The 17,240-nt window shown below is 49.5% G+C and carries 21 protein-coding genes; all 21 read left to right on the top strand.

Annotation, left to right across the window (positions count from 1 at the left end; genetic code table 11):
• The 21 genes from KAI37_RS13705 to KAI37_RS13605 all read left to right on the top strand — a co-directional run bounded on the left by KAI37_RS13705 (position 1) and on the right by KAI37_RS13605 (position 17,237).
• A complete protein-coding gene (locus KAI37_RS13705) occupies positions 1-1,497 on the top strand; it encodes a phage portal protein (protein ID WP_220029629.1) in 1,497 nt (498 codons plus the stop codon).
• Positions 1,490-2,320, top strand: coding sequence for a phage minor head protein (locus tag KAI37_RS13700; RefSeq protein ID WP_220029628.1), 831 nt, complete (start codon positions 1,490-1,492; stop codon positions 2,318-2,320). The genes KAI37_RS13705 and KAI37_RS13700 overlap by 8 nt, the downstream gene beginning before the upstream one ends.
• 25 nt (positions 2,321-2,345) lie before the next feature.
• The gene (locus KAI37_RS13695; protein WP_220029627.1) at positions 2,346-3,584 is read left to right on the top strand and encodes an XkdF-like putative serine protease domain-containing protein; all 1,239 of its coding nucleotides are present in this window, start codon (positions 2,346-2,348) and stop codon (positions 3,582-3,584) included.
• Positions 3,585-3,602: 18 nt separating this feature from the next.
• The gene (locus KAI37_RS13690; protein WP_220029626.1) at positions 3,603-4,535 is read left to right on the top strand and encodes a phage major capsid protein, P2 family; all 933 of its coding nucleotides are present in this window, start codon (positions 3,603-3,605) and stop codon (positions 4,533-4,535) included.
• 38 nt (positions 4,536-4,573) lie between these two features.
• On the top strand, positions 4,574-4,897 hold the full coding sequence (locus KAI37_RS13685; RefSeq protein ID WP_258383091.1) for a Rho termination factor N-terminal domain-containing protein: 324 nt from the start codon (positions 4,574-4,576) through the stop codon (positions 4,895-4,897).
• Entirely contained in the window at positions 4,866-5,252 is a 387-nt protein-coding gene (locus KAI37_RS13680) for a DUF3199 family protein (protein ID WP_220029624.1), read from the top strand. Before KAI37_RS13685 ends, KAI37_RS13680 begins: the two co-directional genes overlap by 32 nt.
• Positions 5,249-5,575 (top strand): hypothetical protein, encoded by a 327-nt coding sequence (locus tag KAI37_RS13675; RefSeq protein WP_220029623.1) that lies wholly within the window; start codon positions 5,249-5,251, stop codon positions 5,573-5,575. Before KAI37_RS13680 ends, KAI37_RS13675 begins: the two co-directional genes overlap by 4 nt.
• Positions 5,562-6,056 carry an HK97 gp10 family phage protein gene (locus tag KAI37_RS13670; protein ID WP_220029622.1) on the top strand — a complete coding sequence of 165 codons (495 nt, stop codon included), beginning with the start codon at positions 5,562-5,564 and terminating at the stop codon, positions 6,054-6,056. The genes KAI37_RS13675 and KAI37_RS13670 overlap by 14 nt, the downstream gene beginning before the upstream one ends.
• Positions 6,056-6,550 (top strand): hypothetical protein, encoded by a 495-nt coding sequence (locus KAI37_RS13665; protein WP_220029621.1) that lies wholly within the window; start codon positions 6,056-6,058, stop codon positions 6,548-6,550. Before KAI37_RS13670 ends, KAI37_RS13665 begins: the two co-directional genes overlap by 1 nt.
• Positions 6,547-6,801 carry a hypothetical protein gene (locus KAI37_RS13660; RefSeq protein ID WP_220029620.1) on the top strand — a complete coding sequence of 85 codons (255 nt, stop codon included), beginning with the start codon at positions 6,547-6,549 and terminating at the stop codon, positions 6,799-6,801. Before KAI37_RS13665 ends, KAI37_RS13660 begins: the two co-directional genes overlap by 4 nt.
• Positions 6,782-8,134 carry a phage tail sheath subtilisin-like domain-containing protein gene (locus KAI37_RS13655; protein ID WP_220029619.1) on the top strand — a complete coding sequence of 451 codons (1,353 nt, stop codon included), beginning with the start codon at positions 6,782-6,784 and terminating at the stop codon, positions 8,132-8,134. Before KAI37_RS13660 ends, KAI37_RS13655 begins: the two co-directional genes overlap by 20 nt.
• 3 nt (positions 8,135-8,137) lie before the next feature.
• Positions 8,138-8,584, top strand: coding sequence for a phage tail tube protein (locus tag KAI37_RS13650; RefSeq protein ID WP_064796729.1), 447 nt, complete (start codon positions 8,138-8,140; stop codon positions 8,582-8,584).
• Between the two features lie 64 nt (positions 8,585-8,648).
• Complete coding sequence (locus tag KAI37_RS13645; RefSeq protein ID WP_076158934.1) at positions 8,649-9,083, top strand: hypothetical protein; 435 nt, start codon at positions 8,649-8,651, stop codon at positions 9,081-9,083.
• Positions 9,084-9,241: 158 nt separating this feature from the next.
• Complete coding sequence (locus KAI37_RS13640; RefSeq protein ID WP_258382971.1) at positions 9,242-12,769, top strand: tail tape measure protein; 3,528 nt, start codon at positions 9,242-9,244, stop codon at positions 12,767-12,769.
• A gap of 3 nt (positions 12,770-12,772) precedes the next feature.
• Entirely contained in the window at positions 12,773-13,420 is a 648-nt protein-coding gene (locus KAI37_RS13635) for a hypothetical protein (protein WP_220029618.1), read from the top strand.
• A 6-nt stretch (positions 13,421-13,426) separates the two neighbouring features.
• Positions 13,427-14,404: a hypothetical protein gene (locus KAI37_RS13630; RefSeq protein ID WP_220029617.1), complete on the top strand. Its 978-nt coding sequence runs from the start codon at positions 13,427-13,429 to the stop codon at positions 14,402-14,404.
• Between the two features lie 2 nt (positions 14,405-14,406).
• Entirely contained in the window at positions 14,407-14,832 is a 426-nt protein-coding gene (locus KAI37_RS13625; protein WP_220029616.1) for a hypothetical protein, read from the top strand.
• Positions 14,825-15,268 (top strand): DUF2634 domain-containing protein, encoded by a 444-nt coding sequence (locus KAI37_RS13620; RefSeq protein ID WP_220031480.1) that lies wholly within the window; start codon positions 14,825-14,827, stop codon positions 15,266-15,268. The genes KAI37_RS13625 and KAI37_RS13620 overlap by 8 nt, the downstream gene beginning before the upstream one ends.
• Entirely contained in the window at positions 15,265-16,089 is an 825-nt protein-coding gene (locus KAI37_RS13615; RefSeq protein ID WP_220029615.1) for a baseplate J/gp47 family protein, read from the top strand. Before KAI37_RS13620 ends, KAI37_RS13615 begins: the two co-directional genes overlap by 4 nt.
• Positions 16,086-16,838: a putative phage tail protein gene (locus tag KAI37_RS13610; RefSeq protein ID WP_220029614.1), complete on the top strand. Its 753-nt coding sequence runs from the start codon at positions 16,086-16,088 to the stop codon at positions 16,836-16,838. The genes KAI37_RS13615 and KAI37_RS13610 overlap by 4 nt, the downstream gene beginning before the upstream one ends.
• Before the next feature lie 9 nt (positions 16,839-16,847).
• Positions 16,848-17,237, top strand: coding sequence for a phage tail-collar fiber domain-containing protein (locus KAI37_RS13605; protein ID WP_220029613.1), 390 nt, complete (start codon positions 16,848-16,850; stop codon positions 17,235-17,237).
• Positions 17,238-17,240 lie beyond the last annotated feature (3 nt).

Here is a 17,240-nt window from a genome sequence, read left to right as displayed (position 1 = left end):
ATGAGTGAAGGGAATGCACAATGGTTTCAGATCAGCAAAGCCGACGACGAACGGCATATACCGTCCAGTGCTCAATTGCCGGATTTATTTGACGATCTGTACGATCTTCACGGTCTGTTACCCTTCGCACTCGGCAATGACCCTGCTTCCTGCAAGCTGCTGGTCAAAAACTCAAATATCATACCGCAATGCATAGAGGCATACAAACGCAATATCGCTGGTTATGGTATTGCCCTGGAGTATTTGCCGGGTGAAAATGACAAAACCGCTCTGGATGATTGGAACAAGGCGGAGAAGTTTCTCGAAACTTGCAATCTGGAAGACACACCGGACGAGATTATAAGTCAGTTGATCGAAGACTTGGAAAGTACGGGAATGGCTCATGTAGAGGTAGCTTGGCCTGTAGGGTCGGAGTTCCCGACTATCTTTCGCATGAATCCCAAGTACGTACGTTGTACCAAGGAAAGTACGAAGGCGACTATCAAGCGTAAACGTCGAATCAGTTCTACGAAACAAGTGGAAGAATTTTCACAGGAGCTTTACACCCGGCGATATGCGATGAAACGTAATACTTCCGTCGTATGGTTTCGCTTATTTGGTACGGAGGCAGAGGAAGGTAGGGAAGGAAATCAGATTATCCCGCTTCGTATCGGTCATGACGGCCCCTATGGGGAGCCACGTTGGTTCGGCAATGCGCCTGGCGTGGTCGGCAGCCGCGAAGCTGAGGAATTGAATGTGAATTACTTTAGCAACGGACGGATGCTGTCCATGCTCCTAACCGTTACCAACGGTAAGCTGACAAAGCAGTCAATGGAGCTACTTAAAAAGGTGAAGGGTTCTGATTCTCAAGGCGGGATTTTGTATCTTGAAGCCAAAGGGGAAGAGACAGGCGGCCCGATGGACGAAAAGGTTGAAAAAGTGCAAATCAAGTTGGACAAGCTCAATGACCTGCTGCAACAAGATGCACTCTTTCTAGAGTATGGAAAGGAAAAGAAAGCTGATATCCTGTCCGCCTTCCGACTGCCTCCAATCTTGGTCGGTCAAAGCTCGGATTACAATAGGGCGACCGCCGATGCAGCTCTACGCTTTGCAGAAGAACAAGTTTTTGAGCCTTACCGCAAGTGGATCATGGCAGAGGTATTCAATAAACGCCTGTTCCCGGCTATGGACATTTTCCGAGTGCGTGCCGTGTTGAGAGGGCCGAAGATTATAGACCCGGCTGATCGCAAGGCAATGCTGGACTTTATCGCTGACCGGGGCATTATGCTGGTGCGGGATCTGATTCCGATTGCCGAGGACGTGCTGGGGACGACCATCGACGAAACCAAGTTCACCGAGGAATATCTGGACACACCGATTGCACAACTTGCAGCCAGTCAGCCCGCATTGCTTGAGTCAGAGCCTGACACCGATACAGACGATTTGCAAGAGCGTGTTGCTACAATTGCTAAACGCTTGTTAAAACAGGCTGACAAGGAGGCGGACTTACATGTGTGAGTCCTGCTGGGCGCTGATCGTCAAAGCTGACGACGATGAATTTCTGAATAGCCTTGAGCTGAGCTATGTTGAGCGTAAGGTGCTGGAAGAACTGTACAAGCAGGGCGAGGATCGCATAACCGAGATTCTGGAGCTTCAAGGTCAAGCCCTTCATGATGCCATATCAAAACTAAGTGAAGATGCCCTGGGTGATATCGGGGAGCTGGGTAAGGTGCTTATTGCCTTGCATACCACGGATGTATTCGCGGAGCTGTTCGAGCAGGCTGTTCAGGAAGCATTTGAACCGCTGTTTCATTTGGCCGGAGAAACAGAGCTGTCCGCGTTGGACAAGGAAAAGGTCTGGAGCACCAGTAACAAGGCTGCTGGCCGTTTCACGAAGAAGCTCAAGAAGCTGGTTCCCGACATGAACAAAGCTTCTACGGATGTGTTGCTGCGCAGCTTCGGCAAAGCCATTGAGGAAGGAGCTACACCTTCAGAGCGGGCTTTGCTTGTACAGGAAGTCAGCGCGCAGGCTGCCAGCGGGGAAGATGGCCCATTTAGTATGCAACGTGCGCAGCGGGTATCACGTACCATGAGCACCGCAGCGGCCAATGGCGGCAAGCTGGAGGGCTGGAAGAAATCCGAAATTGCTAAGGGGAAGAAATGGCGCGCTGCTGGCGGTACACGTACCCGTAAGAGCCATCGCAAGGCCAATGGTCAGGTGGTCTCGCTCGAAGAGCCTTTTAAAGTCGGTCATAGCAAACTGATGTATCCCGGTGATCCGTCTGGGGAGGCAAAGGAAATTGTAAATTGCCGCTGTACGATGCAGTTGGTACTGGATTAATTGTGAGGGGAGGTGAAAAGAGAATATGACCTTTAAATTGAAAGATGCAAAGATTACACATATTTCGCTGGTTGATAAAGGAGCCAACGGTGTTCCATTTGCAATCATTAAATCTGCCGGGAAAAATGCCATCCAGAAGCAAGTACAGATTTCGAAGGTTGATGATGCCAAAAGGGTTGTAATCGGCGTGGTATACCAGCCGGACGTGGCTGACGCTCATGGGGATCAGATGGATGCGGAGGAAATTGAGAAGGCCGCCCATCTCTTCATGGAGAAACAGCATACTTACAACATCGACAAGCAACATGACTTAGACACGGACAAAGGCTATGTAGTCGAATCCTATATTGCTCCTTGTGACATGGAGATCGGTGAACAAACTATTATTAAAGGCTCCTGGGTGGCCGGGGTAAAGGTAACGGATGACGATACTTGGGATGATATTCAGAAAGGCGAGATTACTGGCTTCTCGATGTGGGGTGTCGGTAAGCGGGAAGAGATCGAGGAAGACGGGGAGGTATCTAAAGGGCTCTTGAGTAAAATCGTTAAGGCGCTCGGTGCAATGGGATTGATTGAGAAAGGCGCAGTCGCTGACAAATACAATAAGAACCGTAAGAATCGCGAATTTTGGGCTGCTCAGGATGCCTTGAATGCGGTTCTTTTTCGTTGGGATAGTTGGGAGAGCGGCATGGAGAGCGACCCTGAAGTAATTCGGGAAGCCCTTCAAGACTTTGTGGACATCGCTCAGGAAGTGCTCGTTCAAGAGGATATTGTAAAGGCAATCGGTAGCCCACCTGAACAGATTGCTAAAGCAGGGAAAAAGATTTCTGCCGGCAACCTGAAGCACATTGATGATGCTATTGCTGCACTGACCGAATTAAAAACAAAAACCGACCCTGAAAAAGATGAGGGGTCCGAGGAGGAAGACGATTTGAACGCTGAAGATATTGCAAAGGCTGTACAGGCTGCCGTGGCTCCAATCGCCAAGCAGGTAGAAACCCTGTCGACGCAAGTTACTGAATTGAAGAAACAAGAAGGGGCAGAGCCTGAACAGCCAGCGGGAACACAACCACCTGCTGAACCTCAAGCAAACGCGCTGACTGATGCGATTACTAAGGCACTGGCGCCGTTGACCGAGCAAGTTCAAGCGTTGGCTACTGATGTACAAGTTGTAAAGAACAGCCGTGGTGGTTCCGCTCAAGGTGGCTCTGGAGAAGACGAAATTCAAAAATCTGGCGGCGTAAGCTTCGGCGGCCTTCTGTAATCGAAAGGGGAGATAAACATGAGAACAAACGGACAAATTATTAAGTCTACCATCACGACTACGTCGGACCAAACAGCCCTGAACTATGAGCAGGTGGACAAGTTTACCGAAATGGCCTATGAATCTACGGAGTTTCTAAAGGGGATTCGAACGGTTAACAAGATCAGTTCTAAAGGTACACTTGACAAAATCGGTGTGACTGGCCGTAACCTGCGCAGTAAAGTGGAAAATAAGGAGGCTACCAATACGGCTGCACCTACTTTTCCTCAAGTGCCATACGCTGTAGCTCCTGTGGTCTTGCCGTTTGAAATCACGGAGGAATTTATCCGTCAGACTGAACGTGTACGTGGTCAGAATGCCGAGGAAATCATCATGGCTGCCATGACCAAAAATTACGGTGAAAACATGCAGGATATCGGGTTCAACGGGGATACTGCTACGCCGAATACGGACCCTGATTATGCTTTCCTCAGCATCAATGACGGATGGCTCAAACTGGCGAAGACCAAGGGCAACTTCATTGACTGGACTACGCTTCCTGATGTGAAGAAAAAAGGCGTCTTCTTCGAGATCGAGCGTGCAATCCCTACTCGCTTGCGTACAGGTGGCGTGTTCAAATATTTCATGCACCCAAACACATTTAGTGAGCGTATTCAGGCACTGGCTGAGAAAGACACCAGCGCATCTATTCAGTTGCAAATTACTGGCGGTGTGAAGAAGATCAATGCTTACGATGTGGTTGAAGTCGCACATATGCCAGAGGGTGCCGTGTTGTTTACTTATCACGATAACTTTGCGTTGGTTAACACCTATGACATGCAGATTCGTAAAACTACCGAGGGCAGAGAGGCCATCTATTCAGACAAGCGTTTCTACGCTATCCATTCGGATTATGACTCTATCTTCGAAGAGCCAGGAGCGGTGGCATACGTCGAAGGGGTGGAATTTTAATGGCCTATATCACATATCGAGGAGAAAACACCTCTTTGATGCTTTACGGCATCCGCTTCCCGGCCAAAGTCCCGGTGCTGGTTGATAGTGAATCTGTTGTTAAAAACTTTCGTGAACGCTCGGATTTTGATATCAAGGAAGAAAAGGTTATTCCGCTGGAAGACCTGACGCTTGTCCAGCTTAAAGATAAGGCTAAGACTGCTGGGATTAAGGGATTTAGCAACATGAATACACAGGATCTGATCACTGCGCTACGCGGTGGAGGTAAACCTACCGACAATACGCCACCTGCAGGTGATCCGGCGAAACCTGAAGGGGCTGACGGTAAAAATGCTGACGCCAACAATACTCCAACAGCGTAGCCGCGTAACCCCGATCCAAGAGGCATCGGCAGAGCTGCTACAGCAATACATTGACGACGCACAAGTGCGCATTGAGCTGTACTTGCCCGTTCCCTTCCCTAATCCAGTAGACAAGCAGATTATGCTTGCCTGGGTCAAGTTGGCTGAGGGACTAGCCCTACAAGACAGTGAGGAATATCTTGCATCTGTGGCGCGTAATTACGCGTCCGAGAGTGATGGAGCTTGGACGTACACCCGGCAGGCTGTAGAAGGAAAGACAACGGGTAATCCCGATGTGGACGCTATCCTGTTTCTGTGGGTGAAAAAGCAACAGGCGGGACCGGATGATGGAAACATCACGGCATATTTGTTATGAAACATCGTTTTCACACGCCACTGTCTGTGTATCGGACAGAGAGCAAGAGGGATGATGACGACCTGTTCGATGATCGGAAATCCGGTAAGGTTGCTGATTTGAAATGTTTCGTCGTCAATACACAGACGGAAGCTAAGGCAGACGCTAAACCGGTTATGTACATCGTCAAAAAGACGATAGGAGTGCCGAAGAAAGCCGATATCCGGTTAAGCGACGAAGTGGTGCTGTTGGGCCGCCGATACCTGGTCATTGACTCCATTCCGCGCCGTTATTGGCGTGAACTGCTTGTAACATGTGAGGTGAAGGGAAATGACCGTGCATGATTTTGTTGGACTGGCCCGACGTTTTAGGCGCATTGCAGATGAGGGGATGGAACGCATTTTACGTAACATCGCAGAGGCAGCCGGGGAAACGCTGCTCAACCTGATCATTGATGAAATCGACCGACAGGATCTGATCGACACCGGGGCCATGTGGCAGTCCTTTTCCCGTGGCGACGATAACAACGTATGGGAATGGGATGTAGACCGCAACGCGATCACGCTGGAGCTTGGTTCCAACTTGCCTTATGCACAATTGGTCAATGATGGTTACACCATTGAGAAGAAACATTTTGTGCCGGGTTACTGGAATGGTGGCGGCTCATTTGTCTACGATCCGTCTGCTAAAACTGGATTCATGGCAAAGCCGCGCAGCTTCTTAGGTCGCCACTACTTTGATATTGCTGTGGAGCACCTTGAGGGGGGAATGAACCAACTCATCATGCGGCGGTTAGAGGTTGAGCTGGAAAGGATGTTGCGCTGATGATGGATGTTGGTTTAAGGGCCTGGGCCGAAATCGTGCGACGGGTGTATCCTGAGCTTTCTATCTTGCGGGATCGGTCTAAATGGCTGGCTGGTGATTTTAAACTGCCTGCTGTGTTTATCGAGACAGATCTTGTTTCGGACAAGGTTCACACGCCGCGAGCTGACCGAATAATAGAGGACGTTGGGTTGGTATTCCACTATGACAAGGAACGAGCGGACGAACAGGACGAGGGGGAGCCCATACCGCTTGACCTTGACCCGTTTTTCACCTACCTTCGACAGCAACGGTTTAACGTACCTTCCAAACGTTTTGGAGTTGTGCTGGTCATTGAGCCGCCACGAACCCGGAAAAAGGCCGATCAAGTAGAGGTTACCTTTAGGTACTCGTATTTGCTCAGTGTACCGAAGTCACTGGTCAATGACGATGGCAGCCCGATTCAGAAGATAAATCATTTTTATATTGAGCACGAGGGAAAGGAGCTTGATGCATGACTGACGATTTAAACAAACGGAATAAGCAGGAATGGATAGAGAGCGCAGCGGTCTTGAAGGCAGAGCCTTACGAGATTGCGGGCGCTCTTTTTGATTGCACTCCTGATGCCTTGTTTTCGCGGGCAGAAGTGGCGCAGAGACTGGATGCGTATTTGCATCCGACCAAGGAAACTCCCGCTGCTGCTGTGCCGGTTAAGCCACAAGTGAAAAAAGCAAAGGAGGAAACGGTAAATGACAATTCAGCGGGCTAGATCTAGCGCTTATATTGCGCTGTTGGTAAAGGCGCGGTCTCGTGTTGTTCCCACAACTGGTCGTGTACTAATACCGTATCAGGCCGAATGGGGCGCACCGAATCAAGCTGTTGATATGGCTGATGATTCAGAGCGTCTGAAGGAGTCCGGCAAGCTTGTTGATGTACTGGAGCTTGCTGCCGAAAGCGGGGCGACTGTTATCGGCTACCGGGTTACAAATGGGGAAGAAAAGGCTGCATCTGTCGCTGTTGCTGACAGCTACACTGTTGAAGCACGATATCCAGGGACACGAGGTAATGATTTCGAATACATGGTGCGTCCGGCTCTCATCGATGACACCAAGAAGGAGATCGCAGTACGCGACACCAAGGGCGTATATGATACCGAAACGTATCTTGTAGCTGACAAAGCCGCTGCTGTGGAAGCTCTTAAAAAGTCCGCTATGGTTCGGTTTAAAGATACCGGCGCAACTGCTCTTACAGATACGGCTTACACCAAGCTGGATGGCGGTACAACTGGCACGGCCACATTGGCAGCCACCGACTGGAATCGTGTCTTTAATCGGGTTTATGGTCTGACGTTTGATACTATTTACCTCTCCGCTGTTGATCCGGCTGTACAAGCTGCCGCCAAACAATGGCTGCTAGATCGTCGCGATAAGGGTCATAAGCTGGCGACGTTGGTCGTCGCTGGCCCGGCAGCTACGGACGGCGACATTGAGGCGCACAACGCACGTTCACGGGCCATGAATGCCCGTTATGTAATTAACTGCTCGTTGGCTGGTGAACACACCAACGGCAAGACCTACACATCCGTCGAATGGGCTGCATGGGTGGCTGGGCTGGTAGCTGGTACGCCTGCTAATAAGTCATTTACAGGTGTCAAGGTTCCGATGACGCAGGCAAAAGTGGACTGGAGTCATAGCGAAGTGTTGAAAGGACTTGCAGAAGGTACGCTGATGGCCACGCGAGATGGGTACGACTACGTTATCGAGCAGGCCATCAACACACTGACCACGCTCGGACCAAATGAGCGTGAGGACTTTGGTAAAATTCGTGTTTCGGCCACAATTGACCAAGTAATGAACGATATCTACGAAGCGGGTAAGCGCTGGAAGGCCAAGCTTGATAATGACAAGGAAGGCCGGAGCATGTTTATTGCTGCCGTGTTGGAATATCTCAAAATTCGTGCTCAGCAGAAGGCCATTGCAGACAAATTCAGTTTCTCGGAAAATCCAGATAAGACAAGTGAAAATGATTATGCATATTTCAAGCTTGGGGCCAAGCCATTGGATGCTATCGAAATTTTCTATACTGACTGGGAGGTGGAATAATAGATGGAACGCGAACTTATTGGACGAAATCTCTCGCTCCAAGATGACAACGGCGAGGACATTCATACTGTCAAAGAGGTTGAAGTAAAGCTCACCACGGAGACATTGGATATTGTCAGAGCACGCCGTATGACTAAAACAAAGCAATTGACGGGTTATGAAATCCCGGTCAAAATCGTCATGTCCAAATTAGAATCACGGCTGCGTTACCGACTGCTGGAGGATTTTAAAGCGGGTAGGACCATGTTTTTGGCACGCATTACAGGCGGTCTTGAAGACCGGATCACTGGCAACACGGAGAAAGTGTTGATTACTGGTGTCCACATCCACGGAGAAATGGACATCCTGATTGCTAAAATTGATGATAACAACGGCATCGATATTACTTTAGAGGGTACAGCGACGGACTTCGATTTTGTCGAAAAGTTCCCGGATTATATGTGGGAGTGAGAGGGCGATTTATTCGCTCTCTTTTTTGTTTTTTTAAAATACAACCAATATGGAGGAAATAACAATGAGCAACCAACAAAACTACAAAAACGATAGATTGCAGAAGTACCTTTCCAAAGCGAAAGAAGACCGTAAAGACGACTTTATCTCAGTACCGGCTGATGGTGAGGATTGGTCTATAAAACGTTTGACTACATTGGAAACTCGTCGGGTTTATGAACTTGCTTACGACGAAGACGGAAAACCAACATCTCCCTTTTACACGGAAGTTGACGTGATGATCGTCAAAGCTACTGAACACGAATTTGATTGGAATAACAAAGACCTGTTAAAAGCATACGGTGCAACGAGTAAATTTGAACTGCCACCGCGCATTTTGGATGATGCGGATGATTATGCTGCACTCAGCAAGGCTGTCCGAAATTTCAAAGAGACTCAGGATTCTCTTCTCAATGATGCAAAAAACTCATCCGGCGAGACGGAGAAGCAAGCTGGATAGCTCACTTTTGGGTGAACTAGAAAAAGCTGCCTTCTGAGGTCTTGCCGTATGAAGTAGACGAACAGCGCCAGTATTATTTTTGCCTCGCTGCCAGCATGATTGCAGAGGAAGAAATGGCGCGTTTGAATCGGAAATAGTCACGTCAGAAGAGGAAGGGGGTGGAAACAATAGCAACTACATCAGTTACGGTACCGTTTGAGGCCAGGGATATGATCACCGGTGCAGTCCGAAATATGCGGCGTATGCTTCAGGGCGCACATGACGACCTGATGAATTTTCGTCGTGCATCGGGCAGCATGTTCGATGATTTTGTATCCGGTAGCCGCCGGGCGAGGGAATCAGCGGACGATCTAGGTAGACGGATCAATGGGGCGTCCGACGAAGTACGGCGTATGAATCAGATCCAGCTCGATGATATTTTTCGTCGTGCGCGTGCTGGAGCCGATGATCTTCGGCGTTCCGCTGATCGTGCGGATGCAGATATCCGCAGCATTCGTGATGCTAATGTGAAATTACGCGCTGAGGATTCCATAAGTCCAGTCGTTGACCAGGTATCCGACAAGATTTCAGCTTTGGCAGCGTTGGCGGGAGGGATTGTGCTTGGTAGCGGCGTGGGTGACTCTATGTTTGGGGGCGTGTCCGATTACAGCCGTGAGGCGGCGCGAAGTGCGGCTTACATGCCAGAAAACATTCGTCAGCAGAGCCTTAATACGGTAGATGATTTAGTTAAAAAGGCCATTATTCCAGATCGTATAGAAGGAACCCGACAACTTGCTGATGCAGCTCCTTTAGTTCAAGACAAATCCAAGATGAGTGACTTCGTGAGGGCATCTGCTAAAATCCAGTACATTCGCCCGGATGCCGGAGCTGAGGAAGTACAGCGGGCGCTGTCTCAAGCGTCTAACAGTTTTAAAGAATCCTACAGCCAAGTGGCTGATTCTATGATGTACGCCTATAAGGAAGTGGGCGACAAACAACAGGATCTGTTCGATACGTTCTGGGAATACAGCCCGTATTTCTCCAGCAGCGGCACCGACTCAGAACAAATGAGTAATTTTCTAACACAGACGGTGAAGGGTGGAGCCTTCGACTTCGACAAGCCAGCCGATTTTTTCAAAGAGACGTTTGGCGTCAAAGCGCTGAATACAGGGGATATGGCGAATTACTTTATCAGTCGTGGAGCAGGGAAGGATGAGGCCCAACGTCAGGCGTCATCCTTTACGGATGATATCAATTCAGGTGATAAACAGCGTGCGCAGGGAGCCATTGCGGCATTGGTCGGGGATTTGGCTAGTCAAACGCGGAGCCAGCTAAAACAATCCCTTGTCACTTTGGGTTCCGGTGCTGGTGAGGACAATGCTGATTCTATCCTGAAGACGTTTGGCACGGCTTTTCAAAAGGCTCCAGACATGAAGGGAACGACTGATAATTTGCTTCGTAAGCAGCAAGCTGCTGATCCGATGACGGAAATGAAGCAAACTCGTGCTGAAATGAGCCTGCAAATGCAAGAGATTGGAACCAATATTGCTCAAGCAGCCCTTCCAGCTTTGAAAGAGTTTAACGCATTACTGGTGCAGAATAAGGACAACATTCAGGCGCTCGGCATGGGGATAACCAGTGCCATAACCGGAGCGACTAGCTTCTATAAAGATCATTTTAAAGCCATAAATACTGCCTTAATGGGGTTGGCTGCTGTACTGGTAGCTAAGAAGTTATGGTCCTTTGCACAAGGAGTAAAGAAGTTCAACGATGATCTTTCGACTGCTGCTAAATGGGTAGGAGAGAAGGGGAAAGCGGGGGCAAATGCAACAGGCAGGGGAGTCAAAGCCGGTTGGAATTGGATTCGACGGAAACCTCCCGAACCTCCAACTCCACCACCCGAAGAAACGCCAGCCCAACGTGCTGCCCGTATACGGGAGCGAATGGGCGGTCGCGGTGTCAGACGCCAATTGAGCGGAAACCGTAACCCTGTCGATGATCGTATTGGCGGTTTACGCTCTGTTGCTTCGATGACCGTTAATGCGACCAAAGTTTATATAAATGGCTCTGTGTCGGGTGGTGGAGACGGCGGGGCAGATGATAGCGGTGGCGATAGTGGTGATCGTGACAGAGATCGCCGCCGTAGACGAAACCGTCGTGGAGGGCGTAGAGGGGCGGGAGGCGGTAGACGTCGCATACGTATTAATGGACCTCGTCCTACTCCACCAAATCCACCTAACCCGAACCCAAGCCCCAGGGGATCGCGTGATAATCCATATCGTGTCCGTCGTCCTGTTCCTCCAAATCCACCGCCACCACCGAGTCCGCCTTCTGGCGGTGGCCGTCTGAGAGGTTTCCTGAAAGGAGCAGGTAAAGCGGCTAAAGTTGGCGGTATTGTTGGGACAGTCGCAAGCGTGGCCGCAGGTGCTTACGATCTATACCAGGCATCTAAGGAAAAGGGCCTGCGCGAGGCTGTATCTACTCAGGGCGGTGCTATGGTTGGCGGTGTAGCTGGCGGTGCTATTGGCGGTGCTTTTGGGTCTGTTCTTGGTCCGCTTGGCACAATGGCCGGTGCATACATCGGAAACGTCGTCGGTGAAAAGATTGGGAAATTTGCGGATGAGAGTGGCGCTACTCGTTGGGTAGTAGATAAGGCAGTCGGAGTCTTTGATTCAGTAAAAGACACTTGGGGCGGTGTTAAAGACTGGTTCACAGGCAAGAAGGAAGAGAAGCCCGGCCCCCCTCCTGAAGCCAAAATTACGATCAACAATCTGACTGAGCAGAAGCAGAAGCGTCTTCAACAGATTGGCGACGATGTGCGCAAAAGCATAGTCGATAAAGGTCTTAAAGAGGGACTAAAAACTGTTGCCGAGCAACCAGAAGTTAAGCAACGCCTTAATGCGCTTAAAAATGCGTGGGGCGTTGTCTGGAAGATGGGAGACAGTAGCAAGGCTCAGAAGAGCATTAAAGATGTGGGAAAGGCTACAAAGAGCAGTTCGGATGAAGTAGCCAAGGGTGCAGCCAAGAGCAAACAAGCTTATCAAGAGGTCGGCAATGCAGCCAAGGCGGCTGCTGAAAAAGCAAAGCAATATCTGCTCTCTCTAAAAAGCGTGTCGGGCCAAGGCAATAGCTGGGGTAGCGATCTTATTTCCCGTTTCGTTGCCGGGATGCGTAGCCAGTTCCCGACACTTTCCTCTGTAGTCAGTAGCGTTGCTGTAGTCTTACAGAAAATGAAGGATGCGAAAGACGGTAACTCTGGCGGAGGCGGTACTACACCGAAACCCAAGCCACGTCCATATGCTCAAGGTGGTTATATTACCCGTCCGCATGTTGGATTAGTTGGTGAAGCTGGACCGGAGATGATTATTCCGTTATCGGCCAGCCGACGAGATCGTGGCCGCGAGCTGTGGGAACGTGCTGGAATAATCATGGGTGTACGTCCTTATGCCAACGGAGGACAAGTCGGCCGGCCAAGCCTGATAGGTACGTCAAATATGATGCCGATGGCACAGATGCTTAATCCATCCGCTTCGGCTGCCCCGAAGTCAGTGAGCATTGAGAATATCAATATTGATTTCGGTGAACTCGCGAAGGGAATAACCAATTTTGTAGAATTTGCGAAAATGTTCAGTAGTCCGCAGGGGCGAGCTCTGATCCGCAAGGTGGTTGGTGAGGAATTGATTAAAGTATTGGAGAACGGAGGATAAGCGATGCTGGCACTATCGCAAGGAAAGATTCGTCTTACCTTTCCGATCACCCCGGCAGAGATTCAAATAACCGGTGGCAATGAAGTTGAAACCTTCACTGTCATAACTGGTCAGGAGCGCACAGGGAAACCCGTCTCAAAAGTGAAGCGGGTTTCTTTTTCTGCCATTCTACCGCGCTATTGGGAGGAAATTTGGGAGACGGATAGCAAGCAAACAGTGACTTATAAGACGCCGGAAGTGACGTGGAAGCTGCTGGAGCAATGGAAGGGAAAACCGGTGGTTTTGAATTTTGAGAACCTGTTTAGCCAAACGATGCTATTTGAAGGCATGGACCAGACTTATAAGGACGGTCAGGCCAATCTACATGTGACGTACTCTTTTGTAGAGTATAAGCCTGTTAAAATCGTCTCTTACTCCAACTCTAAGCAGGTTCTCAAGCCAGGTACGGTTATTACCAAATCGTCCAAAAGCCGCCCTAATACTACGGGCAAAAAGGACAAAAAAAATGATAAGAAAAAAGATGATAAAAAAAAGAAGGCTGAGGACAAGAGCAAAAAGGCCAAGGAGGACCCGAACGCCAGGGGAGCTTTTGACTATACAGGTTCCAAAAAGCGAATATCGGACAAGGCTTCCAAGGCGAAAGGGAAGTGATGCATTATGGACGGCTTTGCGGTTGAATATGGGAAGGAAAACGCCCGGCAGATGCTAACGGATGGCATCGAGGAAGTGTCCTGGTCTTCCGGGCGGGATGAGATTGCCCGCAGTGCTACGGTGCGACTTCGTAACGCGACCAACATCAAGGTAGCCGGTATGCTGATGTGCTTTTCGCAAAAGGTCGGTGGTGCTTTATATCATCACAAGAACCAATTTTTTCACGGGCCGATAATCAAATACGAGCAGGACGAATTTACAAACGCTTGGGAAATTGAGGCGCGGGAGATCGGCTGGTATTTGTGCAAAAACAAGGGGACCCGACCGTACTTAAAGGGTGAAGCTGGAGCGGAGCTGCAAAGATACATCAAGAGCACAGGCATTGACTTCCGTTGTCCTGCTCTCGGCTTTAATTTGGACGAGCGTTATGGAACGATGGCCCATTCGGAAATTATCCTCGACGTATTGCAAAAGGCATATGAGCGTAGCGGCTACCGTTATTATGTAGACCTTGTAAGGACGGAAAAGAGCTTTTATCTGCAAGTGATGCGTGAAGGGACCAATACCAAGGTCCCTATTTTTGTACCCGAACAGATGACCTCTAGCACCGCCGGGTACAGTATCGAGGAAACATTCACCGTCGTCACCGCCCAAAAGTGGAAGGATGACAAGATTGCTTCAGCCGTTACCAAAACGGCAGCGGGTGCGGTGAAGGCGATGGGCCGAATGGAAGAAATCATTGAAGTCGGTGAGGACGAAAAGCCGGAGACCATCGCCACGCAGCGGCTGAAAGTTTTATCTGCTGCCAAACAGATCAAGAAGATTATAGTTCGGCACACGGACCATACGTTATCCGGCTTACGCTCTGGCTGGCTCGTACTCACCAAGACGGATCATACCTCTAAATGGATTGTGGTGACTGCTGATAGCAGCTATAAGAATGGAACATATACCGTCACGTTGGAACTGGAAAGGAGGGAATAGGGGTGCTGAATGATGCGCTCAAGCTTCTAAAAGAACAGACCAAAGACAGAATCGACGCACGGGACACCGAAAGAGCTACACTCCGGAACTGGCCGGATAGCCCATCAATACAGGTTGACGGTGACCCTGAGCCGTATCCAGCGGAAAAGCTAGTGTTTGCTGAGTATTTGTTGGATCGGGAAGTTAAAGCGGATTTTGTAGTGGCCGAATACCTGGAAGGTGACGAAGCCAAAGGCAGTGTCACAGGCATATTGGCTGACGGGGTGGTATACGAGACAGGAGAGCCTTACAAGCAGGGTCTACGCAGCTCGTTACGGGGCAAGCTGGTTATTCCTAGCCCTTTGCAGGTCGGAGATCGTCTGATTGTCTCCAGGCTGAGCGGCCAGCGCTACTACGTCCACGGGAAGGATGTGGGTGGCAATGGTTGACGAGGAAAGCTTGTTTCCTGATTTGGACCTTTCAACTTTAGACGAGGTGGAGCTGACCGAAACCGTAGCATCTGAAACCAAATGGACGTATGTGATCGACTATCGCACGCGGCAGATGGTCACCACAGATGATGGACGTCCCAAGAAGACAGCCACCTATGCTGAATATTTAGTGCAGACAGCGCTCAAAATCCTCAATATAGAGCGATTTCAATATGTGGTGTATGACGCTGATATCGGTGTCGAACGATCTGAATGGGCCAATTGGGAGGACGTTGAAATAAAACGCGACATTGAGGAAGCTTTGGCAGCTCATACGGAAATCTCTCAAGCAGAGGTGCTGTCTATGGAACGGGAGAGCCAGAACATGTACTTGAAAATTAAATTAACTGGCTTAGCCGGAGAAGCGGAGCTGAAGGAGGCGATTGAACTGTGAATGTGAAATTAACGGATCTGCCAGCACTGCCACCGATGGCAATTTTGGAGGAAACTCCCGAGGAAGTCTACCGCCGATGGGTTAACCGTGCGATTACATTGGCACAGGAAAAAGGCTTACCCCCGCCTCCTACTGATCCGGGAGAATATTTCTATGACCTGTGGTACCCGATAGCTATGGAATATTCCGAACAGCAGGAACTGTTAACGTATGCTTTCCTTCAGGGCTTCCCCATTTGGGCTGATGGCGAATTTCTGGATGGTCACGGGTGGTCGGACGGAATGCCCCGTAAAGCGGGCGAGGACGATGATACGTACAGATTGCGAATACTTGATCGTGCGTTTACTGAGGAAGGCAGCGGACGTCGTAAGGACTATGAGACATGGGCGAAGCAACTGGAGGGTGTCGGTGGTGCTGTGGCTGTTGAGAAGGCTCGTAGCGATGTATCCATAGACTTGTATCTGACTGATCTACAGGGTAAACCAGTCACAGAAGATTTTGCTGCTAAGGTTAAGGCGGATATGTGGGAAACCAAGCGGATTGGTGGCCACGATCTTGAAGTGTATCCTGCCCCAGTGTTTACGCTTCGTGTGGAGGCGAAATTAATTACATCCCTCCCGCTTACTGAACTGGTCGAACCAATCAGACAGCGTATTGCTGATTATGCCCTTGGTCGTACAAAGCTTTTCTTTAATTACGTCGGTGCAGCTTTGTTGGTCAAAGGCGTGGAGGATTATGAAAATCTTACCCTTAATGGAACGACTAAAGATGTTGAGGTTCCAGTAACGTCCGTATTACAGATTGAGGTGAACCTGACATGATACCTCTGCGCTATCGGGAAATGCTGCCGCCGCACATGTATGAGATCGACATGGCCGAGCGGCATTTTGGTGTTATGGAGCTGGTGGTGGCTGACCGAGAAAAGTCGATTGACGATCTTGGAAATCAATTCGTTTTAAAGACCGCTACCTGGGCATTGCCCATTTGGGAGTGGATATATTTTCACCAGGAGCAGATTGGGACGTTAGAGCAGCGCCGTGAAGCTATACGTCGTAAACGTTGGGCCAAGCGGCCATTTACGCTGCCCACGCTGCGACTTATCGGCGGGAAGTACGGCAATCTGTTGGACGTACAAGAGGATTTTCTCGCTAAGCAAATTCATTTTGTTTACTCAGTCGAATCGGATTTGGATATTAAAAGCCTGATGGAAGACTTTGAGTACATTCGGCCTGTCCACATCAATAAGGCTTTGCCCTCAATTCACATTGAATTTCATCATGCACATCAGATCCATTCCCGCATACATTTCCGTTCGCGTGTTCGTTTTTTTGGTGGTCGTCCTTGGTATCTGGATGGTGTTGAGTTACTGAGTGGTGCTGCATCCTTGTCTGGATGGACCAACGAGCGCCAGCGATATCGAAACCAGGTGAAGCTCAGGACGCGGCATCAGGAAGAGAATCGACAGGAAAGCGTTGTAAAGGTTCGGCAGAACTATTGGCTGTTGAACGGAAGTGTTCCGCTAGATGGCAGCAGGTTGCTCAGCTCCACAGAGAAAATATCTACAATATAGGAGGTCAATATGGCAGATCAGATTTTAACCATTACAACAGCATACGCTAGGGAGCAGATGGCCCGGGCTCGTGCTGAAGGTAGCACGCTAACGAAGGTTGTCAAAATGGCATTCGGTAGCGGTGGAGTGGACACAGAAGGCAAGCCGTTGCTGCTGGATGGTACTGAGCAGGCTTTAAAAGCGGAGCTGCTCCAAAAGGACATTTCCAGTTTTGAATTTATTGCCCCTGCAACTATTAGGTATGTATGCTCATTGGCAGAAGCGGAGTTGGCCGGGAAAACAATCAATGAGTTGGCCCTGATAGACTCAGCGGGGAAGCTGACGGCTATCCGTACAATGACCAATAAGATCAAGGATGCGGATATGGAGTTTATTTTTGAGATCGATGATATCTACTGATAA

The sequence above is a fragment of the Paenibacillus sp. S25 genome, assembly GCF_019454085.1.
Lineage (GTDB): Bacteria > Bacillota > Bacilli > Paenibacillales > Paenibacillaceae > Paenibacillus > Paenibacillus polymyxa_B.
Note: the sequence above shows the minus strand (reverse complement) of the source record. Positions and strands in the feature narration are given on the sequence as shown.